Source organism: Hyphomonas chukchiensis, assembly GCF_000682695.1.
GTDB classification, from domain to species: domain Bacteria; phylum Pseudomonadota; class Alphaproteobacteria; order Caulobacterales; family Hyphomonadaceae; genus Hyphomonas; species Hyphomonas chukchiensis.
This window is the reverse complement of record NZ_AWFG01000001.1, coordinates 50,088-74,488: the sequence shown is the minus strand read 5'-3', so window position 1 is coordinate 74,488 and position 24,401 is coordinate 50,088. Positions and strand designations below refer to the sequence as shown.

The window sequence follows — 24,401 nt, the reverse complement described above, 5'->3', positions numbered from 1 at the left end:
CTCCCATGAATGAAGCCTATGTCTATGACGCCGTCCGCACCCCGCGCGGCAAAGGGAAGTCCTCCGGCTCCCTCCACGAAATCACCGCGCTCAGCCTCGGCACGCAAGTCCTGCAGGCGATCCGTGACCGGAACGAACTCGACACCGCCATGGTCGACGATGTCGTCTTCGGCTGCGTCTCGCCGGTGGGCGAGCAGGGCGGCGACATCGCCCGCATCGCGGTGCTGAACGCCGACTATGCCGACACGACGGCCGGCGTGCAGGTCGACCGCTTCTGTGCTTCCGGCCTTGAAGCCTGCAACATGGCCGCCTCGAAAGTCATGACCGGCGAGGCCGACATGGCCATCGGCGGCGGTGTTGAAAGCATGAGCCGTGTGCCGATGGGCGCTGCTGGCGGTGCCTGGTCGTCCGACCCGCAAATCGCCATCAAGTCCTACTTCTCGCCGCAGGGCGTCGGGGCCGACACGATCGCCACCAAGTGGGGCTTCTCCCGCGATGACGTCGATGCCTTCGCCGTCGAGAGCCAGAAGCGCGCCGCCCGCGCCTGGAAAGAGGGCCGCTTTGCCAAGTCCATCGTTCCCGTGAAGGACCAGATGGGCGGCATTCGCCTCGACCATGACGAGCACATGCGCCCGGAAGCCGACATGCAGTCGCTCGCCGCGCTGCAGCCATCCTTCCTCGGCATGGGCGCCATGGGCTTCGATGAAGTCATCAAGCAGCGCTACCCCGAGCTTGAGAAGATCAACCACGTCCACCACGCCGGCAACTCGTCGGGCATCGTGGATGGCGCCTCGGCCGTCCTGTTCGGCACGAAGGAAATGGGCGAGCGTTTCGGCATGAAGCCGCGCGCCCGCATCCGCGCCATGGCTTCCATCGGTTCCGAGCCCGGCATCATGCTGACCGGCCCGACGGACGTGTCGCTCAAGGCCCTGAAAAAGGCCGGCATGAACCCGGAAGACATTGATCTCTATGAACTGAACGAAGCCTTCGCGTCGGTCGTCCTACTGATGATGCACAACCTCAATATCCCGCACGACAAGATGAACGTGAACGGCGGCGCCATCGCCATGGGCCACCCGCTCGGCGCAACTGGCGGCATGCTGATGGGCACCATGGTCGACGAGCTTGAGCGCAGCGGCAAGGAAACCGCCCTCATCACGCTCTGCGTCGGCGCCGGCATGGGCACCGCTACCATCATCGAGCGCGTTTAATCCTTACCCGAATTACTGGAAGACAGACATGAAACTCGAAACATTCTCATTCGACATCGACGCGGACGGCATTGCCCATGCCGTGTTCGACGTGCCCGGCCGCAGCATGAACACGCTGACCGGCAAGGCCGTTGCCGACATCATCGCCTTCACGCAGGAAGTCGCGACCAATGACGCGATCAAGGGCTTGGTCATTTCCTCGGGCAAGGCCAGCGGCTTCTGTGCCGGGGCCGACCTCGGCGAAATGGGCGACCGCGCCGGCAGCGGCGGATCGTCCGAGCCCAAGAGCGAGGCCGAAACCAAGAAGGCCCAGTTCGATGCGGGCTTCTCGCTGAACAAGACGCTTCGCCAGCTCGAAACCTGCGGCAAGCCTGTCGCGGTTGCGCTCAACGGCCTCGCCCTTGGCGGCGGTCTCGAAGTGGCGCTGGCCGGTCATTACCGCGTTGCGGCCAATGACAATCCGAAGCTGCAGTTCGGCCTGCCGGAAGCCAAGATCGGTCTCCTGCCGGGCGCTGGTGGCACGCAGCGCCTGCCACGCCTCGTTGGTGTGCAGACGGCCCTGCCGCTGATCCTCCAGGGCGAAAGCTTCGATGCCGAGAAGGCGCTCGCCATGGGCGTTGTCAATGAACTCGCGCCATCGTCGGAAACCGTCGCCAAGGCCAAGGCCTGGGTGAAGGCCAATCCGAAAGCGAAAGCCCCTTGGGATGAAAAAGGCTTCAAGGTTCCGGGCGGCGTTCCGCACCGCGCTCCCGGCGCCGGTCAGGTGATGACCATGGCCAACGCTATGCTCCACGCCAAGACCTATGGCAATTATCCGGCCCAGCTCAACATCCTGTCCTGTGTCTATGAAGGCATCATGGTGCCGATCGACGCCGGTCTGCGCATCGAGACGCGCTACTTCATCAACACGCAGCAGCGGCCCGAGGCGAAAGCCATGATTCGCTCGCTCTTCCTGTCGACACAGGCCCTCTCCAAGGGTGGCAACCGCCCGGCGGGCTATCCGAAATACGAGCTCAAGAAGGTCGCCGTCATCGGCGCTGGCCTGATGGGCGCAGGTATTGCCTATGTCCAGGCCAAGGCTGGCATTCCGACTGTGCTGGTCGATGTCTCCATGGAGAATGCCGAGAAGGGCAAGGACTATTCCCGCAAGCTCGTCGAGAAGGATGTCTCGCGCGGCAAGCTCACGCAGGAGAAGGGCGATGCCCTGCTCGCGCTGATCACGCCAACTACGTCCTATGACGATGTGAAAGGCGCTGACCTTGTCGTCGAAGCCGTGTTCGAGAACGAAGAGCTGAAAGCCAAGATCACCAAGATGGCCGAAGAGCAGCTTGGCGAGGAAGCCGTCATGGGCTCCAACACGTCCACGCTGCCGATCACCGGCCTTGCCAAGGCATCCAAGCGTCCTGCCAACTTCATCGGCATCCACTTCTTCTCGCCGGTCGAGCGTATGGGTCTTGTCGAAATCATCTCGGGCAAGGAAACCAGCGAAGCGACGCTCGCCAAGACGATCGATTACGTTCTGGCCATCCGCAAGACGCCAATCGTCGTCAATGACAGCCGCGGTTTCTACACTTCGCGCTGCTTCGGCACATACACGCGCGAAGGCATGGAAATGCTGGCCGAAGGCATCAAGCCTGCGATCATCGAGAATGTCGGCCGTCAGTGCGGCATGCCGATGGGCGCCCTCGAGGTGACCGACTCTGTCGGCATCGACACGGCCCTCAAGGTCACGCGCGCCACGGCGGAAGCCATGGGCGCTGACGTCCAGGGCGACGAGCGCACGCAGTTCCTCGCCTGGCTGGTCGAAGACCAGGGCCGCGTCGGCCGCAAGGCCGGCAAGGGCTTCTACGACTATAACGAGAAGGGCAAGCCGGAACGCCTCTGGCCCGACATCAACAAGATGATCGAGGTCAAGGTGGACGAGTGCCCGCCTGCGCTGAAGAAAGAGCTGACCCATCGCTTCCTCGTGCGTCAGGCCATTGAAGTCGCCCGCTGCTTCGAAGAAGGCGTCATCACCGACGCACGCGATGCCGACATTGGTTCAATCTTGGCCTGGGGCTTTGCGCCGTACACGGGCGGCTGCGCCAGCTACATGGACCTGATCTGGGGCATCAAGCCATTCGTCGAAGAGGCTGACCGCCTTGCCGACAAATATGGCGAACGCTTCCGTCCAAACGACCTCCTGCGCGACATGGCCGCCAAGGGCGAAGGCTTCTACGACCGCTTCCCTCCCGGCGGCGAGAAAGCCAAAGCCGCCGCCTAAGGGCGCCAGCTAAGCACCAAAAGGAAAAGGCCGGAGCAATGATGCTCCGGCCTTTTTGTTTCTGCGCGTTGGTGGGGCCTTATTCGCCGCGGGCGCGGGCCCACCAGCCTTTGCGCTTGGTGCCGGTATCCTTGGCCTCTGCGTTCGCCGGTTCGGGCTTGGGTTCCGGCTTTGGTTCAGGTGCCCGGGCGGCTTCAGCCGCGACGGTTTCCTTCACCGCTTCGGCCACAGGCGCAGGCGTCACGTCCGGTGCAGGCTTGGGTTCCGGCTTTGGCTCGGGCGCAGCCTTGGTCTCGACAGGCGCCGGGGCGGCCTCGGCCGCAAGGGCCTCGGCCTCTGGCTTCGGCTTGGCGCGCGAACGACGGGCGCGCTTCGGCTTCTCGGCCTTCACGTCTTCGTCGGTCTCTGCTTCAGCGGAGTCCTGCTCGGTTTCGGCGGCCTTGGCTGGCTCCGGCTCGCTGGCCTTGGGCGCAGGGGCTTCTTCAGGCTTGGCTTCGCTTGGCGCTTCGGCGTCCAGCATTTCCGGGGCGCTGGCCGAGAGGCCATCGAGATAGGCGCCGCCATCGGTTGGCGCGCCTTCCTGTACGCCCTCGGCACGGTCCTCACCACCCGAACGGCGACGGCGACGTCCACCGCGGCGGCCGCGACGACGGCGCTTGCGGCCGGCTTCTTCGCTATCGTCCGAGCGGGCTTCCGGCGTCGTGCCGGTTTCGCCGTCTTCATCCTCGTCATCGTCGCTGTCTTCATCCGAAGCTGCGGCGGCAGGCGGGGTCTCGCCATCGATCACTTCGAGGCCCGTGTCGCGGCTGTCGCGGTTGCGGCCGCGGCCACCCCGGCGACGGCGACGCTTGCGCGGCTTGCCTTGCGTGTCTTCAGCCTTGTCCTCGGCTTCGTCATCCGTTTCGGCGACGGCCTCGTCATCCTCGTCCTCGATATCCTCGTCATCATCCTCGTCGGAGACGGCGGGCTTGGTGGATTTGGACAGCGAACGCGGCGGCGATTTTTTCTTCGGTTTCGAGTTCGGGTCGCGCTCGGCATCGATCATGAAGTCGCCGGGCAGCAGGTCTTCGGAGGAATGGATCGACACGGCAAAGCCGGCCATCCGCTCGATCTCGATCAGCGCTTCGCGTTTCTGGTTCAGGATGTAGAGCGCAACATCGGTCGGCGCCTTCACCGAAATGCTTTTCAGGCCGCCCGTCGAGGCGCGGGCCTCGATGGCGCGGATCAGCTGCAGGGCTGCCGAAGGGATGGAGCGGCGACGCCCTGTGCCGTTGCACGCTTCACACGGGTCGGATGTCGCCTGCAGCACGCCCTGGCGGCGACGCTGGCGGGAGATTTCCATCAGGCCGAACTGTGAGATGCGGCCATGCTGGACGCGGGCGCGGTCAACCTTGAGGCATTCCTTCAGCTTCTTCTCGACGGCGCGATTGTTCTTGTTCTCGTCCATGTCGATGAAGTCGATCACGACGAGACCGGCCAGGTCGCGCAGGCGCATCTGGCGGCAGGCTTCTTCAGCTGCTTCCAGGTTGGTGCGCACGGCGGTCTGCTCGATATTGCGTTCCTTGGTGGACTTGCCGGAATTGACGTCGATCGCCACCAGCGCCTCGGTCTGGTTGATCACCAGATAGCCACCGGATTTCAGCTGAACGGTCGGCGAATAGATGGAATCCAGCTGGTCTTCGACCGCTTCGGATACGAACAGCGGATCGTCTTCCTTCCACTGCTGAACCTTCTTGGCCTGGCTCGGCATGATCAGCTTGGCGAGATCTTTCGCTTCGCGATAGGCCTCGTCGCCCTGCACCCAGACTTCCTCGATCTCCTTGTCGAACATGTCGCGCATGGCGCGGTGCACAAGGCCGCCTTCGGCATTGATCAGCATCGGCGCTTCGGAGGTCAGCGTCTTCTCGACAATGGTTTCCCAGAGTTTCGAGAGGTATTCATAGTCGCGCTTGATTTCGGCCTTGGTGCGCTTGGCGCCGGCCGTGCGCACGATCAGGCCCATGCCATCGGGCACATCCAGCTCGGCGACGATGGATTTCAGGCGCTTGCGGTCAGCGCCATTGACGATCTTGCGGGAAATGCCGCCGCCGCGTGGCGTGTTGGGCATCAGAACCGAATAGCGGCCTGCCAGCGACAGGAACGTGGTGAGCGCTGCGCCCTTGTTGCCGCGTTCTTCCTTGACGACCTGCACCAGCATCACCTGCCGGCGCCGGATCACTTCCTGGATCTTGTAGCGCTTGGAGATCGACGAGCGCGGCGATTCCTTGCGGGCCGGACGGCGGCCACGGGCGGGCTTGGCCGAAGCCTTGGACTCGCCGTCTTCGCTCTCGTCGTCGCCATCATCCTCGTCATCATCGGAGGAATCATCATCGCCATCGTCGCTGTCATCAGAGTCGGCATGGGCTTCGTCGTCGCCCTCGATATCGTCGTCGTCTTCATCCTCGATCTGGGCAGCGGCCTCTTCGGCGGCTTCCTTGAGGAGGGCTTCACGGTCTTCGGCCGGAAGCTGGTAATAGTCGGGGTGGATCTCGCTGAAGGCGAGGAAACCGTGGCGATTGCCGCCATATTCAACGAAAGCAGCCTGCAGCGATGGCTCTACGCGGGTTACCTTTGCGAGGTAGATATTGCCGCGAAGCTGTTCGTTACCGGTTGTTTCGAAGTCGAAATCATCGACTTGGCCGCCATTGACGATGGCCACACGGGTCTCTTCCGGGTGGGCGGCGTCGATTAGCATGAGTTTGCTCATGGAACATAACCTTATGATCCGGCGACGCCGCCATGGGCGCAAGGCGCCTCGTGCGAGCGGTCAGGCCGGTCTGTGTTTGTTGGGAAAGGGTGCAGCCATGCCTGTCCCATGCACCCAAAGGCGGCATGGTAGAATTGACGATGGCCACGGCACCCGTGCACATATTGCTCTGCTTTCCGGAGCGCGGCGCCCGCTTGCCTTTTCGGTGAAGCGCGATCGCTGACGCGTCATTGGGAAACTTGTTGAATAGCCTGATATGCGGCTACTTTCAGGATACTGCCCAATTTCAGGGGGAATTGAAAGGGCGAATATCCGCCAGCGCCATTAACATGACGCATGTGCAGTCAATGCTGGGTTAATCTTCGGTCTGTTAGGGAGGGTGGAAACCAATCCCCATTCCAAGCGGCTTGTCCGGCCAGACAGACCAAATGACCCTTTTTCGCCCTCTTATCCTGCTATGCACCTGTATTATCTTCGGTTTTTATGCCGGGGCCGATATCCGTGATGTGCGCGTGATTGGCGACGGGGCGCCCACGCGGATTACGGTCTGGAGCGATATTTCCCACGATGCACAGGCTTTTCTGGCCGAATCGGGCGGCGAACGCAGCCTGGTCCTGCCGCTTCAGGGTGAAACGCAGTCGCGCGCCGGCAATGGCATGGGCGGGGTGGCCAGCTGGGCCCTCTCGGGCGGTCGCCTGAGCTTCCTGCTCGACCGTCCGCTGGTTGTTTCCCGGGTCCTGTCCCTGCCGCCGACGGGCAAGGAGACGGCCTGGCGCATCATTATCGACCTTGAAACCGTCTCCCCGGCGCGCTTTGCCAGCATCGCCAAGCGCGACATGCAGCGCCTCGCCCGGGCTGAATCCGATGCCCGCAAGGCCAGTATCACGCTGGCCTCCGCCGAGGTGGCCCCGACAGAGCCGCTGAGCCCGCGCAATCGCAAGGGCCACGGGCAATATGTCATCGTGGTCGATGCCGGCCATGGCGGCAAGGATCCCGGCACCCAGTCGGCCAAGGGCCTGCTCGAGCGCGAGGTGACCCTCAAGGCGGCGCTCTACCTGAAGGAATTGCTGGACAAGGACCCGCGCTACACGGTTCGCCTGACGCGCGACGACGACCGGTTCATCGAACTGGAAGACCGCGTCACGCTTGCCCGCAAATGGGGCGCTGACCTCTTCATCTCGCTGCATGCCGATGCCGCCGGCTCGCCGGACGTCTCCGGTGCCTCGGTTTACACCATCTCGGAGCGCGGCGAGCGCCGCATCGACAAGGAGGCCTCCAAGAATGACTGGAAGATCCCGATCGAGACCAGCGGCTCCAAAGTGGTCGGTAGCATCCTCGAAGACCTCGTGAAGCGCGAGACCAAGAGCCATTCGGCTGCCTTTGCCGAGGATCTGCTGCCCGAACTGAAGGCGGCGGGTCCTGTCCTGCGCAGTACGCATCGCAATGCAGGCTTCTATGTCCTGCTGGCGCCGGATGTGCCGGCGGTCCTGCTCGAGATGGGCTTCCTGACCAATGCGGCGGACGCCAAGCGGCTGCAGTCCTCGTCCGGCCGCGAAAAATCCATGCAGGCGGTCAAACGCGGTATCGACAAGTTCTTCGACAGGCAGGAAGTCCTTGTCGCATCTGACTAAATTGCGGGCTGCCGCGTTGTTCTAACCCCTTGCGGCAGCGCCCGGTTGCTGAGAGATTGTGCATATGAACGTTTTTCGGCCCCTTTCAGCCCTTTCCGCGATCCTGCTGGCCGGGTCGTGCGTCAGCGGGCCGTCCGAGAGCGACTTGCGCAACGCGCTCTTCTCGAATGGCCGTCCGGCCGAGGCGCAGGCCTATGGAGACTTTCTCGTCGCCCGCTTTGCCGCGATGACCAATGATCCCGAAACGGCCGCTGAATATTACGCCGCCGCGATAGATACGGCGCCTGAAAAGTCCGGCATTGCCGAGCGGGCGGTGTTTTCGGCCCTGCTCGCAGGCGATTATGAAACCGCCGTCGGCCTTGCGAGGCGGGCCAGCCAGGTTGGCAGCGAGGCAACGCTTGTGCGTCTTACCCTCGGCGTGGATGCCATGGTGCGCGGCAAGGAAGACGAAGCGACGCCCTATCTCGACGAAACCAAATACGGCCCGTTCAATGAGGTCATCGCGCGCGGCCTGTCGGCCTGGCGAATCGCTGACAGTGATGGCGCCGATGCGGCCGAGGCCTATCTGCGCAGCGGTCTTTCGGGTGATGCGAACCTCGACAGCGCAACGCTCTACATGATGGGCCTCTTGCAGATGGCCGAGAAGGACGATGCCTCCGCGCTCGCCACGTTTGAAACGCTGTGGGAGTCCGGCGCGCGTCTGGCTGTGGGGGTCCATGCCCATGCACAGCTTCTCATGGCCAATGGCCAGCGCGACCGTGCCCTTGAAATCCTTCAGGTCTTTCGCGACGAGATCGGCCAGAATGCCGGCCTTGATGGCTTGTCCGCCGATATAATGGCCGGTCGCAAGATCAAGCCGACGCGCCTGAGCACGCGTGAAGGTGCGGCCCTTGCCGTCTACGTGCCTGCAGCGGCGCTGATGATGCAGACTGATGACGACCTCTCCGGCGTCTATTTCGTGCTCGCCCTCGCGCTCGACCCTAACCTGCAGGTGGCCCGGTCGCTCTGGGGCCAGTCTCTGGACAATGCGGGCCGGCGCGAGGAGGCCGTCGCCGTCCTCTCCCGCATCCCGGACAAATCCGAATTCTACGCCACGGCACGCGGTCAGATGGCCTGGGCCCTGCGCCGGGAAGGGCGCAACCAGGAAGCCATCGCCGTCGCGGGCGAAGCGCTCCAGCATTCCCCCGACCGGGGCCTCAAGATCCAGCTGGCCGATCTCTTCCGCTCGCTCGACCGGGATGACGAAGCTGAACACCTGCTCAGCGAGGTCATCGCCGAAGATGCCGCCGCAGGCCGTCAGGACTGGCGCGTCATCTATGCGCGCGGCACGACGCTGGAACAGACCGATCGCTGGCCGCAGGCGGAATCCGATCTCAAGACCGCGCTTGCCCTGCAGCCCGAGAATGCATCGATCCTGAACTATCTCGGCTATGCCTATATTGATCGGGGCCTCAATTACGATGCCGCGCTGAACATGATCAGCCGCGCCGTCGAGCTTGAGCCACAATCGGGCTATATCGTCGACAGCCTTGGCTGGGCACACTACCGGATGGGCCGCTACGAGCTGGCCACGCGGTTCCTCGAGCGCGCTGTGGAACTGTCGCCCGGCGTCTCGCTGCTCAACGATCATCTCGGCGATGCCTATTGGCAGATGGGCCGCAAGACCGAAGCCCGCTTCCAGTGGCAGCGGGCCCTGAAGCTTGACCCGAGCCCGGAAGACAGGGCGCGGATCGAGGCCAAGATGACGTCGGGCCCGGAAGCTATGCTTCTCAAGAAGGCCGAGTCCGAGACACAGTCTGCACTGCCTGTCGCCCGGCAGAACTGACCCCCGCCGATGCCGACCTCATTCAGCACATATGCGCCGGCCAAGGTGAACCTCTTCCTGCATGTCGGCCCGGTGAAACCCAATGGGCGCCATGAGCTCGACTCTCTCGTCGTCTTCGCCGGGCCGGAAGCCGCCGACCGGCTGACAGTCGAGCCCTCCGACAGTCTGACCCTGTCTGTCACCGGCCCCGGCGCCGATGAAGCTGGCACCGGAGCCGACAATCTCGTCCTCAAGGCGGCCCGTGCGCTGCAGGCCGAAGCCGGCATCAGGCACGGCGCGGCGCTTCATCTCGAAAAGTCGCTGCCGGTCGCAGCCGGCATTGGCGGCGGCTCTGCGGACGCTGCGGCGGCCCTTCGCCTGCTGACCCGCCTCTGGGACATTAACCCTCGCCATGCCCACACCGTCGCGCCGCAGCTCGGCGGTGATGTGCCGGTGGCCCTCCTCGGTCAGCCTGCCTTCATGCGCGGGGAAGGGGAGCGGGTCACGCCAGTGCGCCTGCCTGCACCCATTCCCGCTATTCTTTTCAATCCCGGCATTGCCTGTCCGACCGGACCGGTCTTTGCCGCGTTCGACGCGGCAGGTGGTGGGGCCGATTTTACGGAATGCGGGCCCTTGCCGGACTTTGCCGATCTTGGCGGATTGGTCGGCTGGCTGGCTGGCCAGCGAAACGACCTTGAAGCCCCCGCGCTTGCCCTTCATCCCGCCCTGAAGTCCCCGGAACGGACCTTGAACGGTCCGAAAAGCCCCCTGATGACCCGCATGAGTGGTTCAGGAGCCACCTTTGTCTGCCTGTACGAGACCCTTGATGCCGCCCGGGAATCTGCCGAATTCCTGAAAGCGCAGCAACCCGAAGCATGGGTGCGCGCAACGCTGCTGGGAGGCGCGATCCTGTGATGACCCTGGTGCTTCTGGGCATGCCGATCATCTCGGTCCTGTTTTGCTGGCTGGTGATCCGGCTCGGCGTAACGGACGCGCCGGACGGCGGACGCAAGACCCAGAAAGCCCCCGTCCCGACCTCCGGCGGCATCGCCATTTTCGCCACGGTCGCCTTTGGCCTTGGCCTGACGGGAGACCTGATCGCCATCTACAGCATAGAGCTGGCGTCGCTCCTGATTTTCATCCTTCTCGCTGTTATCATTGGTGTTTATGACGATATAAAGGGCCTGGAATCGAAGCGTAAGCTCGTGCTGCTGGGGGGGATTTCTCTACTCGCGGCGGCCTTCGGTCCGCGGCTCGGTCACTTCCACATGCCGTTCGGGCCGGGCGCAGGCTATCCGCTGCCGGTCTGGTTTTCGATACTGGGCGTCGGGCTCTGGCTGTTTGTCGTTATGAACGCCACGAACTTCATGGACGGCGCCAATGGCCTCGCCATGGGCAGCGCGGCCATCATGCTCGTCGCCTTCGCCATCCTGCTGAAATTGCTGGATATTACCGACCCCGATACCGCTGACGAAGCCATCATGAGCCATCTGGCGGCCCTCGCCGCTGCCGCGATCCTCGGCTTCCTTGCCTGGAACATGGCCGGCAAGTTGTTTGCCGGCGACACAGGGGCGCTCGGGATGGGGGCCTTGCTGGGCGCGGCTGGCCTCATGGTGGCCTGCCGGATGACCGTGTGGGAGCCTGTGACCCTGATCCTGCCCTTCCTGGTGGACGTGTTCCTGACCCTTATCTGGCGCGCCCGCGCTGGCAAACACCTCTTCGAGGCGCACCGGGATCATGCCTATCAGCTATTGCTGCGGGACGGGTGGCCACACTGGAAGGTCTCGGCCCTGTGGGCGGCGATGAGCTTTGCGTGCGGCGCGGGCCTTCTGGGCCTAGGGCCGATTATCGGCGCGCGCATCATCATCCTGCTCGGGATCGGAGGCATTGGCCTGTGGATCTGGCAGCGGCTGACGCTCGGCCGGAAACTGGCTGAAGAAGGCCGCTAGTAGGCGCGTTCCACGCAGAAATCAGCCAGATCTTCCAGCGCATCGCGGTAGACGCTCTGGGGCAGGCTGCGCAGCGCGCCCTTGGCCAGCGCCGCATAGGCTTCCGCTTCCTGCACCGTTGCCTCAGCCGCGCCCGTTGCGCGGATCAGGTGGACGGCATGGGCGAGATCCTGCTCGGACTGGGTGTCCGGATGCAGCGCGCGTTCCCAGAAGGCGCGGTCTTCATCCGAGCCGCGACGGCGGGCAATGATGACCGGAAGCGTGATCTTGCACTCGCGGAAATCGTCGCCGACCGACTTGCCGATCACCGTTGTTGTGCCGCCATAGTCGAGCACATCATCAATGATCTGGAAGGCGAGCCCCAGATTCTTGCCATAGGTGGCGAGCGCTGCGGCATGTTCAGAGCTGCCTGTCGACATGGCGCCGGTCTCGGCGGCCGCTTCGAACAGGGCGCCGGTCTTGGCTTCGACGATGGCGAGATAGTCTTCGGTCGGCAGGTCGCGCGCCTGCATGGCGGCGAGCTGGCGCACTTCGCCTTCGGCAATCGTGGTTGAGGCGGTGGCGAGCCGGTTCAGGATTTCCAAACTGTTGGTTTCGACCAGAAGATTGAAGGCGCGGGCAAACAGGAAGTCACCCACGAGAATCGAGGCCTTGTTGCCCCAGATCGCCTTGGCGGCGGGCTTGCCGCGCCGCAGATCGCTTTCGTCAACCACATCATCGTGAAGAAGTGTGGCCGTGTGGATAAATTCGACAGCTGCTGCGAGCGCATGGGTGGCACGGCTCGTCTTGCCGACGGCCTGGGCAGAGATCAGCGTGATCATGGGGCGCAGGCGTTTGCCACCGGCCGAGACGATGTAACCGGAAAGATCGGGGATGACGGCAACAGGGCTTGCAGCGCGCTCGGCCAGCAGGACTTCAACCGCAGCGAGGTCGTCTGCAACGAGTTCCTGCATGCGTTCGACGATCGAACCGATAGCCGCCTTGGATCTGGGTCTCGGCGCGAGGGTCAAGAAGTTACTCCTGTTGGGTCAGCCAAAGCTGTTATCTAGACTTAGGCGATGCAAGCGCCAAGGACGACGCGGCACCGGGCCGCAGCTATATGGCGCAGGTTTGCACATGTCGCCATAGGCGCTGTGCGCGTGGGGCTGGAACAGATGCCGGTTCTGCGCTTTATATCTCTCATGAAAACACTCATGGCCGTCTCCGCTCTCGCCCTGCTCGCTGCCTGCACAACGCATACGCCTTACGGACCTGCGCGTTCCGATGGCGCAGCGGGCTATGCATCGCAGAAAATCGAACAGGGGCGCTATCGCGTTTCCTATACCGACAAGGATGCAGCCCGCTCGCATGACATGGCGTTGCTGCGTGCGGCCGAGATCACCCTTCAGGAAGGTGGTGACTGGTTCGAGATCACTGGAGGTTACACCGATCAGGATCCCGGCAGCTCCGGGCCGCGCTCGTCGGTCAGTGTCGGCGGATCGCGGGGATCATATGGCAGCGGTGTTGGCATGGGCGTCGGCATTGGTATCCCGCTTGGATCAAGCGGGGCGGACGTGACCACCGTTATCGACATCGTCACAGGGAAGGGCGAGAAGCCGGACCGGCCATCGGTCTATGATGCGCGGTCGGTCGATATAAATCTCCGGGGCAATGCGCCCTGATGGAGGAAGTCTTCCGCACCAATGATCTGGTGAAACTCTCGTACATTGAGCATTTGCTGCAGGAAGCGGGCATCGAATATTTCGTGGCGGACCAGCACATGTCTGCAATTGAGGGCAATATAGGCGCCTTTCCGCGCCGCGTGATGGTGCGCGAAGGCGTATTGCGGGCGGCAGAGAACGCCCTGTCCGGAGTCGACCGCGGGTGATCGCGACGACGCAGGACACGGTCTACCAGGGCCGCGTAAAACTGGTTCAGCCATTGAAGGGATTCCGGGCCGGCAGCGACTCTCTGCTGCTGGCTGCAGCCTTGCAGGAGCGGCCAGGCAGTGAAGCACTTGAGTTGGGGTGTGGATGCGGTGGCGCTTTGTTGCCAGCCGCTTTCCGGATGCCCGATATGCGCCTGACCGGTGTGGAAATGGTGCCGGCGACAGTGATCTTGGCGCGTCGTGGTGTGACCCTCAACGGCTTTGACGGGCGGGTTGAGGTCGCCGAAGGAGAGGCATCTGCGTGGGTCCGCGATCATGAGAACCGGTTCGACCTTATTTTCGCCAACCCACCCTATTTCGAGCCGGGCCGGATCTCGGCTCCCGGCGAAGGCAAGGCGGAGGCCTATCTCGAATCCCTCGATCTGACCGGTTGGATCAAGGCAATGGTCTTCGCCGCCAAACCGCGGGCGCCGGTCGTCATGATTCACCGCGCTGCTGAGCTGGCCCGCATTCTGAGCGGGTTTGACCGTCAGACAGGCGACATCGCCGTGCTGCCTGTCGCATCCAAGCCGGGCGAGGAGGCACGGCGGGTGCTGGTGCGCGGGCGCAAGGGCCTGAAACGTGGGCCCGTGCGCCTGCTTACGCCGCTGGTGACGCACCTGGAGGATGGCACCGCCAGCCCCGCGCTGGAAGCTATTCGTCGGGGCGAGGCAATCGACTGGTAGGACGCCGCGTAGCCTTCTGCTACACTGATCCGGTTCCATCGACGCGCAAATTGGGAGGCTGCGATGCTTACGGTCCTGTTCTGGCTGATGATCATGATGGGGTGCTGGATCGCCATAATGGGGCATCCGGCCGCCTCAGGGCAGATAATGAAACGCAGGCGGGGCTCTGAGCGGCAGCGCCGTAATCGCGGCCCTTTCTGAGCCTTTTTGGCCCGATTTTTACTTTTGAATCATGTCGCTCTATCCTTCCTGACCCTATGGGATCGAAGAGGACGCACAGATGATGAAGCGGATATTGGTGTCATTCGGCATGATCGCGGCCATGTGCCTGCCGCAGGCGGCGCAGGCCGATAGGTTTCCGGATGGCTATTCGGCTGCCCGAAAGGAGATGAATGCGCTGGGCGACAAGGCGCTTGCCGGTGACGCAGCGGCCCTGAAGGCCCTGCAAGACGCGGCCCGCAATTGCGCGGACACTTATCGCTGCCCGGCCTATTCCGATGTCACCTGGCGCGGCGCCGCAGCGGCCACCAATCTCGGCTGGTTGTACTGGAGCAAGGAAGCCTTTGGTGCGGCCCAGAAAAGGAAGGGCATGGCCTACTTCGCCCAAGCCGCCCTGCTCGGGTCTCCGCAGGGCCTGTACCAGGTGGGCGATTGCATGCGGGACGATTGCCTGCCTGCGAATGTACAGGCGGTGGCGTTCGGCGAAATCTTCAAGGCGGGCAGCTATAAACCCTTCTTCGGCGGCAGGTATGAACACCTGAAGGCGGTATCGGCCGTGTTCGGGCAGGCGGCCGATCGGGGCCTGGTCGCGGCGGCCGTGGAGAAGACGAAAGTGGACAACCAGTTGGTCGGCATGACCCGGAACGTCCTGAGAGATTGGGATAGGGGCACGACGGCGATCTATTCGCATCTCAACGGGATCATCGATGTCAGCCTCGTAGGGCTTGCTGCAGAACCGAGTGCGAAGCAGCGTGATTTTCTGGAAAACGCGCTGGCAAATGCGCGGGCGCAGGTCGGCCAGTTCGACGCGGAGGTCGCTGCGGCGCAATAAACACTAATGCCCTTGGGTGACCCTTCCGAGGCCCGTCGACGGGTCATGGAAGGGTATTCGATCGCCCAGTAGCGGGAATTCCGTGGGTATTCCGAGTCCATTCCCGGACCCATCATCCGAATTCAACTTGGAAACACTTGCCACTTACCCACCTCAGGTAGAGGATGAGGGCAAGGAAAGGCTCGTTGTATCATGTTCGGCGTTCTCCTATTCGGATCTGTCATTTTCGGCTTCGGTATCGCCCTGCTGGGGCATCCGGCGTTTTACCGGGCGCTGACCGGACGCAAGACCGGATCGGCCGATCACTCGGACTCCAAAGGCCTCTGACGCTTGCGCGCCAAGGCGCTGCCTTGTAGGTCCGGGCGATACACAATTTCCGGACATGCCCCATGCCTGCGCCCAAAGCCCAACCGAAACCGAAATCCTTCCAGGACCTGATCCTGACGCTGCAGGCCTATTGGGCCGAGCAGGGCTGCGCGATCCTGCAGCCCTATGATATGGAAGTCGGCGCCGGCACGCTGCACCCGGGCACGGTGCTGCGGGCCCTCGGGCCGAAGAACTGGCGCGCCGCCTATGTGCAGCCGTCGCGGCGACCGAAGGACGGGCGCTACGGCGAAAACCCGAACCGGCTTGGCCATTATTACCAGTTCCAGGTGATCCTGAAGCCGAACCCGGCCAATCTGCAGGACCTTTACCTGACAAGCCTCTACAAGATCGGCATCGATCCGATGGTGCACGATATCCGCTTTGTGGAAGACGATTGGGAGAACCCGACCGTCGGCGCGTGGGGGCTCGGCTGGGAAGTCTGGTGCGACGGGATGGAAGTCAGCCAGTACACCTATTTCCAGCAGGTCGGCGGGCTCGACGTGTTCCCGGTCTCCGGCGAGCTGACCTACGGGCTTGAGCGCCTCGCGATGTATGTGTTCGGTGTCGACAATGTGTACGACCTGCCGTTCAACGATCCGGACAGCGCCGTGCCGCTGACCTATGGCGACGTGTTCCTCGAGAATGAGCGCCAGCAGAGCGCCTTCAATTTCGAACATTCCGATGTCGAGATGCTGAAACGCTGGTTTGCTGATTGCGAGAGCCAGTCGAACGCGCTGCGCGATGCGGGCAAGCCGCTGCCAGCCTATGATTATGCGCTGAAAGCCAGCCACACATTCAACCTGATTGATGCGCGCGGCGCCATCAGCCCGACCGAGCGTCAGGCCTATATTGCCCGCGTGCGCGACCTTGCGCGCGGCGCGGCGGCCCAGTGGGCAGAGCAGGAAGATGCGAGAGGGTAATCAGGCTGAAACGGCACGTTTTGCTCAGATTGGCAAATCCTGAAACTGCTAGTAACGTTACAGGTCTTATCTGCGGAGACCTTTATGAAAATCAGCCTTTTCGTCGCCTCGCTTGGCCTGCTCTCCCTTGGCGGCTGCGAGACCATGTACGAGCCGACTTTGCTCGAGCGCGAGACGCTATACAACGACCAGAACATCTTTATTTACAGCGACTTTGAAGAGAGTTTCGAAGGTGACCGCTACTGGAACTTCTGGGCGCAGAACAACAACACCTATCCGATCTGCCTTGGCCTGACCCTCGCGCCGAATGCCTCGACGAGCGGGCATAGTTTCGAAGGCAAGCACTATATATCGCCCGGACAGACCAAAGGTGTGGGCTATGTCTACGCCCCGGCGCAGTTTGAGATAGAATCGGATGTCTGGAACCCCGACACCATAGGCAATTGCTAGCGAGACGGGATCTGGCCGCGCAGGAAGAGGCCCGCCCTTCCTGATTGAAACGGATTGGGCGTCCAAGCGTAGGTATGGGCAGAGGAGACCTGCCCATGAAATTCACATCTGCCTTATCCGCCCTTGCGCTCGCTGCCGGACTTGCTGCGTGCGGCCCGCAAACAGCTGCGCCTGAGCCCGGCGCCAGCGTGACCGAAACCGAAGCGGCCGAGATGCCGAGTGTGACGCAGGAGCCCGTGCCGATCGAGAAGGCCGACGAGGCCTCTGCCTGGGAGCTTACGGACTTCACGCCTGCCACCAATGAAATCTATTGCAGCTTCCGCGCTGTGAACGCCGACAGCGAACCGGGACCGCTGCTGTTCATGACCGAGATTGCCGGCGTACCGGCGCCCGCCGCCGTGGGCCTTGAGGGCGAACCCGTGGCGCTGAAAGAAGTTTCCAAGACGGACACTGAAGGCACCAGCACATGGCTTTATGCCAATGAGGCGCGAGGCCTGATGGTCCAACTGGAAGTAACGGAGGTCGGCGACGGGTTCGAGTACAAGAGCTATGAAGGCACGATCCAGGTGACCCAGCCGGAAAGCGGGACCGCGGTGCCCTTTACCGGAACGTGCGGCGTTTAGATTGCCACAGGCCATGTGATCTGGCGCGCAAGTCTTGACCCCGGCGCAGGCGCGTCTATGCCGTGCAGTCTCACTTTCCAACGGCTGGACTCCCCATGGCTGACCTTCTGCTCGAGATCTTTTGCGAGGAAATCCCTGCGCGCATGCAGGCCAAGGCCGAGGCTGACCTTGGCAAGGCGCTAGGCGACGCGCTGAAGGCGGCCGGCCTCGGCTTTGACGCGCTGGAGACGGCCAGCGGGCCGCGTCGGCTATCTGTTCATGTGACAGGCCTGCCGGTGAAATCGGCTGATGTGGCCGAAGAGCGTAAAGGTCCGAAGGTCGGCTCACCGGAGCAGGCGATTGCGGGCTTCCTGAAGGGCGCGGGGCTTACCTCGATTGACCAGGCAGAAGTGCGCAGCGACCCCAAGAAGGGCGACTTCTATGTTGCCATGCTGGACAAGCCGGGCCGCCTGACAGCGGACGTTGTGGCCGAGGCTGTGCCGGCGATCATTCGTGGCTTCCATTGGCCGAAGAGCATGCGCTGGGGCACAGGCGAGCTGCGCTGGGTGCGCCCGCTGCAGCGGATTCTCTGCGTTCTGGATGGCGCGATTGTGCCGTTTGACGTCGATGGCCTTGCCAGCGGCAACGAGACCGAGGGCCACCGTGTCCACGGGCGCGGGCCGTTCACCGTGACGGGCTGGGAGGACTATTCAAAACAGCTGGAAGGCGAAGGCCATGTGCGGCTGACGCGCGATGCGCGGCGCGATGTGATCGCCAAGGGCATTACGGACGTGTGCGCCAAGGCGGGGCTGACCTGGGTGGAAGATTCAGGGCTGCTGGAAGAAGTGACGGGGCTCGCCGAATGGCCGGTCGTGGTGCTGGGCGACATGGACCCGGACTTCCTGGACCTGCCGCCGGAAGTCATCACGCTGTCGATGCGCACGCACCAGAAATACTTTGCCGTAAACGATGCCAGGACCGGCAAGCTGGCGCCGCATTTCATTGTCGTCGCCAATATCGACGCGTCTGATGGTGGTAAACAGATCGCGGCGGGCAATGCGCGGGTTCTGTCGGCGCGTCTCTCCGATGCGCGCTTCTTCTGGGAGAAGGACAAGGCGACGCCGCTGGACGAGATGGCGAAGAAGCTGTCGACGATTGCGTTCAAGGAAGAGCTGGGCAGCCTTGGCGACAAGGTGGAGCGCGTGGCGGCTCTGGCGCGGGAACTGGCGCCGGCTGTGGGCGCAGATGCCGATCTGGCCGAGCGCGCGGCGCGGCTGTGCAAGGCCGACCTCGTCTCCGAAATGGTTGGCGAGTTCCCGGAGCTGCAGGGCGTGATGGGGCGCTATTATGCGCTGGAGGCGGGCGAGCCTGCGTCAGTCGCCGATGCGATCCGTGACCATTACAAGCCGCAGGGCCCGTCAGATGCTGTGCCGACCGATCCGGTCAGCATCGCCGTGGCGCTGGCCGACAAGCTGGATACGCTGGTGGGCTTCTGGGCGATTGATGAGAAGCCAACCGGATCGAAAGACCCGTTTGCGCTGCGGCGTGCGGCGCTGGGGGTTGTGCGGATTGTGTTGGAGAATGGCGTTCGTTTGGAGTTGGTCCTAATTATTGGACGACTTCTCCTCCAGCACTTCATCAAGCACCCAATTATTGAAGCACGAAAGCAGCTTGAAGAAATGCTGCGTGCCATAGCACCAGCTGAATCGGAAGTGGCACGTCGTGCGCTACTTCGCTCATTTGAAAATCGATACTCGGAAACGAGTTTGTTCAAGTCTGGGATCAACGCGCAACTGCTACCTACAATCACAATCAGCGGCGACCTTCGCGACTTCTTAGTTACAAGACTCGAAGTATTTTTGCGAGACAACGGGTCTCGGCACGACCTCGTTTCGGCAGCAACGGTTCTCAAGGGACAAGGCATCGATGTCGACGGAGTTCGGGGTGACGAAAAGCTGGATGACCTCGTGCTGATCACGCGGCGGGTTGAGGCTATTGGCGCCTTCCTTGATACGGAGGACGGCGCGACGCTGCTGGCGGGTTACAAGCGGGCGGCCAATATCCTGAAGGCCGAAGAGAAGAAGGGCGCGCTGCCGGAGAACCTTTCCGTCGATGCCGCCCTCATCAAAAAGGGCCCCAAGGAAGAGCAGGCGCTTTATGCGGCGCTGTCCAGTGTCGGCGAGGCGATTGTTGCGCCGCTTGAAGCAGAAGATTTTGCCGGGGCGATGGGCGAACTGGCCAAGCTGCGCGGGCCGGTCGATGCCTTCTTCGAGGGCGTCATGGTGAATGATGATGACCCGGCCGTGCGGGCCAACCGCCTGGCCCTTCTCAGCGATGTTCGCGCTAACCTTCACAAGGTTGCCGATTTTTCGCTGATTGAGGGCTGACTGCCCCAATTCTGAACGATTGCGGATGCAAGGCGTTTACCAATGCGTGGCATATGGGCCACGCATGTTTGACTCCGGGTGGGGTCGTACAGAAAACTAGCGCGATGGGCGATTTCACGCACGTCAGGGTCTGGCAATACCGGTTGCAATGCAGCATAGGAATTGCAGGTTTTGTGGCAGGAATCTGATCCACACGGTCGATAAAAAGGTGAAGTACATGGGTGAACCGGCTTTGAAACACGCAGAACAGACCTGGGTTTACGGGTTCGGCGGCGGGACGGCCGACGGCGATGCGTCGATGAAGAACCTGCTCGGTGGCAAGGGCGCTAACCTTGCTGAAATGGCCAAGCTTGGCCTGCCTGTGCCGCCCGGCTTCACCATCTCGACCGCTGTTTGCACCGCTTATTACGAGTTGGGCCGCGATTATCCTTCCACGCTCGCGCCGCAGGTGGACGCTGCGCTGATCGCGCTGGAGAAGGAATCCGGCAAGGGCTTTGGCGATCCGGAAAACCCGCTGCTCGTTTCCGTGCGCTCGGGCGCGCGCGCCTCGATGCCCGGCATGATGGACACCGTGCTGAACCTTGGCCTCAACGAAGCCTCCGTGAAGGGCCTTGCGACGCTGGCCGGCGACCGGTTTGCCTATGACAGCTATCGCCGCTTCATCCAGATGTATTCCAACGTGGTGCTTGGCCTGCGCCATGACACGTTCGAGCATATCCTCGACGATTATAAAGAGCGCCAGGGCTTTGAACTCGACACCGAGATGCAGGCTGAAGACTGGAAAGCCGTGATCGTTTCCTACAAGGAAGCCGTTGAAAAGGCGCTCGGCAAGCCATTCCCCGATGATCCGAAGGAACAGCTCTGGGGCGCCATCTCGGCCGTGTTCGGCTCGTGGATGAACGACCGCGCGATCACCTATCGCAAGCTGAACGATATTCCCGCCGAATGGGGCACAGCCGTTACCGTGCAGTCCATGGTGTTCGGCAACCTCGGTGAAACGTCGGCTACGGGCGTCGCGTTCACGCGCGACCCGTCAAATGGCGAGCCGATCTTCTATGGCGAATACCTGATCAATGCGCAGGGCGAAGACGTTGTGGCGGGCATCCGCACACCGGCGCCAATCTCGCGCGAACGGGCCGATACGCTCGGTTCGAGCGATGCGCCGCTCGAAGAAGCCATGCCGGAAGTCTATGCCCAGCTGCGCGACGTCGCGAATACGCTGGAGCGCCATTATAAAGACATGCAGGACCTGGAGTTCACGGTCGAGAATGACCGGCTCTACATGCTGCAGACCCGTAACGGGAAACGCACCGCCGCGGCCGCGCTGAAAATCGCAGTCGACATGGCCCGCGAAGGCCTCATCACCGAGAACGAAGCCGTGCTGCGCCTTGAGCCATCACAGCTCGACCAGCTGCTGCACCCGACCATTGCCGACAATGCCAAGCGCGACGTGATCGTGACCGGCCTGCCGGCAAGCCCCGGCGCAGCTGTCGGCAAGGTCGTGTTCGACAGCGAGGAAGCCTTTGCACTGGCCGAGAAGGGCGAGGACGTGATCCTCGTTCGCATCGAGACCAGCCCGGAGGACATCAAGGGCATGCACGCAGCCCGCGCCATCGTGACGGCGCGCGGCGGCATGACCAGCCACGCAGCCGTTGTGGCGCGCGGCATGGGTCGTCCTTGCGTCTGTGGCGCCGGTGGCCTGCAGATCGATACGGCCAAGGGCGTGTTCCGCGTCATGGGCCGTGAAGTGAATAAGGGCGACGTGATCACCGTGGACGGCGCTGCCGGCCAGGTGATGCTGGGCGCTGTCGAGATGATGCAACCTGACCTGTCGGGCGATTTCGGCACGCTGATGGAATGGGCCGACAAGGCCCGCCGCCTGAAAGTGCGCGCGAACGCTGAAACGGCGCTCGATGCCCGCACGGCCGTTGATTTCGGCGCGGAAGGCATTGGCCTTTGCCGCACGGAGCACATGTTCTTCGACGCCGAGCGCATTCCGGAAGTGCGCGCGATGATCCTCTCGAATGACGAGAAGGGCCGCCGCGAGTCGCTTGCGAAGCTCCTGCCGATGCAGCGCAGCGATTTCGAGGAATTGTTCCGTATTCTCGGCGAAATGCCGGTGACGATCCGTCTGCTCGACCCGCCACTGCACGAGTTCCTGCCGCATTCCGATGCCGACATGGACGAAGTGGCGAAAGCCTCCGGTGTGTCGGTCGAAGAGCTGAAGCGCCGCGCCGCTGACCTGCATGAGAGCAATCCCATGCTGGGACACCGCGGTTGCCGCCTCGGCATTACGTATCCAGAAATCTACGAGATGCAGGCGCGGGCGATCTTTGAAGCTGCAGTGAACGTGTCGAAAGAGACGGGCCGCCAGCCCATTCCGGAAGTGATGATCCCGCTTGTGGCTACCCACAAGGAGCTTCAGATCCTGAAGAAGGTGGTCGACGAGGCCGCTCAGGCCGTGTTCGCCGAGACCGGCACGACGCTGGAATACATGGTTGGCACGATGATCGAGCTGCCGCGCGCTGCGCTGCAGGCCGCTGATATTGCCAGTTCGGCCGAGTTCTTCTCGTTCGGCACCAATGACCTGACGCAGACGACGCTGGGCATTTCGCGGGATGATGCTGGCCGGTTCCTCAAGATCTATGAGGACAAGGGCATTTACGAAAAAGACCCCTTCGTGACGCTGGATCAGGTTGGTGTGGGCGAACTGGTGAAAATCGCTGCTGAACGCGGCCGAAAGACCCGTCCGAACATTAAACTTGGGATATGTGGCGAGCATGGTGGTGACCCGGCTTCGGTGGCGTTCTGCCATCGCACCGGCCTCGATTATGTCTCCTGCTCACCCTACCGGGTGCCGATTGCGCGTCTCGCTGCGGCACACGCTGCCCTCAAAGAATCGCTTAAATAGACGGCAAGCCGCTCGTTTCGATGGCAAAACGGTGTTGTAGTTTTGCCACACGTGCTTTGAGTGCCAATGACCTGCCCCACCGGGGCGGGTCATAAATTCTTATGAAATTCAACAGAGTGCGTGGGTGTTTTCGTACATTACGCGAATTTCACCTACACATGCCGGATTCACCTTTCGGAAATGTCACTGACGGAACTGGCTGAGTTCTTGCTAGGAAGGGGGCTGGCCGCCTACTTCCCGCCTAGAAGCGGGGCCGAAACGGTCTCTGAATTTTAGTCAAACCAAATACGCTCGGGTCAAAATGACGAAGTCATATCGTCTGCCGGGGATTGGGGAGCGGTGATGTTGTTAAGGGTTCTTAAACCACGACGGGCGACTCTGACGCCAATGAGTGGGCTCCGAGAGAAGCTCAAGCGTTGGTGGATGACGATGACAGACGACGAACAGCGAGATATTTTTGTCCGCGGCGCTACAATCGCTGTCTGCGCCGTAGCTGCGACCGTCACTTTGCCTATGGTCGGCCAGATTCAGGCCGAAAAGCGGGCGGATGCCGATTTCCGCGAGCAGGCTGTACGCCTTGCCAGCATGGAAGACGGCGGTGTGAGCGTGCGTTCTGCCGCCTATACGCCAGCCCTGCTCGATACGCCGTGGATGCGTACCGTTGAATATACGCTGGAGCGCGACACGGGTTCCTCGATGAGCCGCTTTGCCATGCGCGACCGCGATGGCGCCGCACTGAGCTCGCTGGTCAGCTTCCGCCCCGAACATATCAAGCGCGCCGAGGCGATCAGCGCGGAACAGAAGTGCATGGCGCAGGCCGTGTATTATGAATCGGCGCACGAGCCGATCGATGGCCAGCTGGCCGTTGCCGAAGTCATCGCCAACCGCATGCGCGACCATCGCTATCCTGACACCGCCTGTGGCGTCGTGTTCCAGGGTGCGACCCGCACGACGGGCTGCCAGTTCACGTTCACCTGTGACGGTGCGCTCGACACGCCGCCGATGGGCCGCAACTGGGAACGCGCCAAGACGATCGCGGCGCACGTCATGATGAACCTCAGCGTCGACAATACGGGCGGCGCAACCCACTATCACGCCACCTATGTCGATCCGATCTGGAGTGCAGGCCTCGTGAAGACCGACAAGATCGGAATGCATGTTTTCTATCGCTTCCCGCGCGGTTCCGAATGGGCCAGCGTACGCAAGGGTTATGAAGCCAAGCGGGCGGAAGTGCGTATGGCTTCGCTCAGCGCGGATGAGGTGATCACGCCGGTTGATGGCGCGGCCACATCCTATATCCAGACGGTTGAAGCGCCGACGATTGCGCCGGCGACTGTCACGACCTCCGACCGCACGATCACGAATGGCGCCCCGCGCCTGACCACGATCAAGTCGGTTGACTATGTCGAGCCTGAACTGAACACGCCAAGCAATGCCGACAAGGTTGCCGCCTACATGGCCAAGCAGACCGGCATTACGGTGGCCAGCAATGATGTGAATGGCTCGGCGCTTCAGTAG

General features: G+C 62.5%; 19 protein-coding genes. 17 read left to right on the top strand and 2 right to left on the bottom strand.

Annotation, left to right across the window (positions count from 1 at the left end):
* Positions 1-5: 5 nt before the first annotated feature.
* Together HY30_RS00350 and HY30_RS00345 are read left to right on the top strand one after the other, a co-directional pair.
* Positions 6-1,211 (top strand): acetyl-CoA C-acetyltransferase, encoded by a 1,206-nt coding sequence (locus HY30_RS00350; protein WP_034735811.1) that lies wholly within the window; start codon positions 6-8, stop codon positions 1,209-1,211.
* A gap of 28 nt (positions 1,212-1,239) precedes the next feature.
* Entirely contained in the window at positions 1,240-3,474 is a 2,235-nt protein-coding gene (locus HY30_RS00345; RefSeq protein ID WP_034735809.1) for a 3-hydroxyacyl-CoA dehydrogenase NAD-binding domain-containing protein, read from the top strand.
* 79 nt (positions 3,475-3,553) lie between these two features.
* Here HY30_RS00345 and HY30_RS00340 read toward each other — a convergent pair whose 3' ends face one another.
* Positions 3,554-6,220 (bottom strand): Rne/Rng family ribonuclease, encoded by a 2,667-nt coding sequence (locus tag HY30_RS00340; protein WP_034735808.1) that lies wholly within the window; start codon positions 6,218-6,220, stop codon positions 3,554-3,556.
* A 428-nt stretch (positions 6,221-6,648) separates the two neighbouring features.
* On the opposite strand from HY30_RS00340, the gene HY30_RS00335 reads away from it, so the two are divergent.
* The 4 genes from HY30_RS00335 to HY30_RS00320 all read left to right on the top strand — a co-directional run bounded on the left by HY30_RS00335 (position 6,649) and on the right by HY30_RS00320 (position 11,604).
* Positions 6,649-7,851 (top strand): N-acetylmuramoyl-L-alanine amidase family protein, encoded by a 1,203-nt coding sequence (locus tag HY30_RS00335; RefSeq protein WP_034736662.1) that lies wholly within the window; start codon positions 6,649-6,651, stop codon positions 7,849-7,851.
* Between the two features lie 64 nt (positions 7,852-7,915).
* A complete protein-coding gene (locus tag HY30_RS00330) occupies positions 7,916-9,676 on the top strand; it encodes a tetratricopeptide repeat protein (RefSeq protein WP_034735806.1) in 1,761 nt (586 codons plus the stop codon).
* 9 nt (positions 9,677-9,685) lie between these two features.
* The gene (locus HY30_RS00325) at positions 9,686-10,570 is read left to right on the top strand and encodes a 4-(cytidine 5'-diphospho)-2-C-methyl-D-erythritol kinase (RefSeq protein ID WP_034735804.1); all 885 of its coding nucleotides are present in this window, start codon (positions 9,686-9,688) and stop codon (positions 10,568-10,570) included.
* A complete protein-coding gene (locus HY30_RS00320) occupies positions 10,570-11,604 on the top strand; it encodes a glycosyltransferase family 4 protein (protein ID WP_034735802.1) in 1,035 nt (344 codons plus the stop codon). The genes HY30_RS00325 and HY30_RS00320 overlap by 1 nt, the downstream gene beginning before the upstream one ends.
* On the opposite strand, the gene HY30_RS00315 is transcribed toward HY30_RS00320, so the two are convergent.
* Positions 11,601-12,614, bottom strand: coding sequence for a polyprenyl synthetase family protein (locus tag HY30_RS00315; protein ID WP_034735801.1), 1,014 nt, complete (start codon positions 12,612-12,614; stop codon positions 11,601-11,603). The genes HY30_RS00320 and HY30_RS00315 overlap by 4 nt on opposite strands.
* Positions 12,615-12,797: 183 nt before the next feature.
* On the opposite strand from HY30_RS00315, the gene HY30_RS00310 reads away from it, so the two are divergent.
* From HY30_RS00310 to HY30_RS00265, 11 genes are all read left to right on the top strand, one after another.
* The gene (locus HY30_RS00310) at positions 12,798-13,265 is read left to right on the top strand and encodes a CC0125/CC1285 family lipoprotein (protein ID WP_051614543.1); all 468 of its coding nucleotides are present in this window, start codon (positions 12,798-12,800) and stop codon (positions 13,263-13,265) included.
* Positions 13,265-13,471, top strand: a complete 207-nt coding sequence (locus tag HY30_RS00305) for a putative signal transducing protein (RefSeq protein WP_034735797.1) — start codon at positions 13,265-13,267, stop codon at positions 13,469-13,471. The genes HY30_RS00310 and HY30_RS00305 overlap by 1 nt, the downstream gene beginning before the upstream one ends.
* The gene (locus HY30_RS00300; RefSeq protein ID WP_034735796.1) at positions 13,468-14,196 is read left to right on the top strand and encodes a tRNA1(Val) (adenine(37)-N6)-methyltransferase; all 729 of its coding nucleotides are present in this window, start codon (positions 13,468-13,470) and stop codon (positions 14,194-14,196) included. Before HY30_RS00305 ends, HY30_RS00300 begins: the two co-directional genes overlap by 4 nt.
* A 280-nt stretch (positions 14,197-14,476) precedes the next feature.
* Positions 14,477-15,247: a hypothetical protein gene (locus HY30_RS00295; RefSeq protein ID WP_034735794.1), complete on the top strand. Its 771-nt coding sequence runs from the start codon at positions 14,477-14,479 to the stop codon at positions 15,245-15,247.
* Positions 15,248-15,439: 192 nt separating this feature from the next.
* Entirely contained in the window at positions 15,440-15,574 is a 135-nt protein-coding gene (locus tag HY30_RS20560; RefSeq protein WP_277812943.1) for a hypothetical protein, read from the top strand.
* A 62-nt stretch (positions 15,575-15,636) separates the two neighbouring features.
* Positions 15,637-16,533, top strand: coding sequence for a glycine--tRNA ligase subunit alpha (locus HY30_RS00290; RefSeq protein ID WP_034735792.1), 897 nt, complete (start codon positions 15,637-15,639; stop codon positions 16,531-16,533).
* Positions 16,534-16,617: 84 nt separating this feature from the next.
* Positions 16,618-16,983, top strand: coding sequence for a hypothetical protein (locus HY30_RS00285; protein ID WP_034735790.1), 366 nt, complete (start codon positions 16,618-16,620; stop codon positions 16,981-16,983).
* A gap of 95 nt (positions 16,984-17,078) precedes the next feature.
* On the top strand, positions 17,079-17,606 hold the full coding sequence (locus HY30_RS00280; protein ID WP_034735787.1) for a hypothetical protein: 528 nt from the start codon (positions 17,079-17,081) through the stop codon (positions 17,604-17,606).
* A gap of 95 nt (positions 17,607-17,701) precedes the next feature.
* A complete protein-coding gene (glyS, locus tag HY30_RS00275; RefSeq protein ID WP_034735785.1) occupies positions 17,702-19,972 on the top strand; it encodes a glycine--tRNA ligase subunit beta in 2,271 nt (756 codons plus the stop codon).
* Positions 19,973-20,189: 217 nt separating this feature from the next.
* On the top strand, positions 20,190-22,883 hold the full coding sequence (gene ppdK / locus HY30_RS00270) for a pyruvate, phosphate dikinase (protein WP_051614539.1): 2,694 nt from the start codon (positions 20,190-20,192) through the stop codon (positions 22,881-22,883).
* A gap of 387 nt (positions 22,884-23,270) precedes the next feature.
* Positions 23,271-24,401 (top strand): cell wall hydrolase, encoded by a 1,131-nt coding sequence (locus HY30_RS00265; protein WP_241765600.1) that lies wholly within the window; start codon positions 23,271-23,273, stop codon positions 24,399-24,401.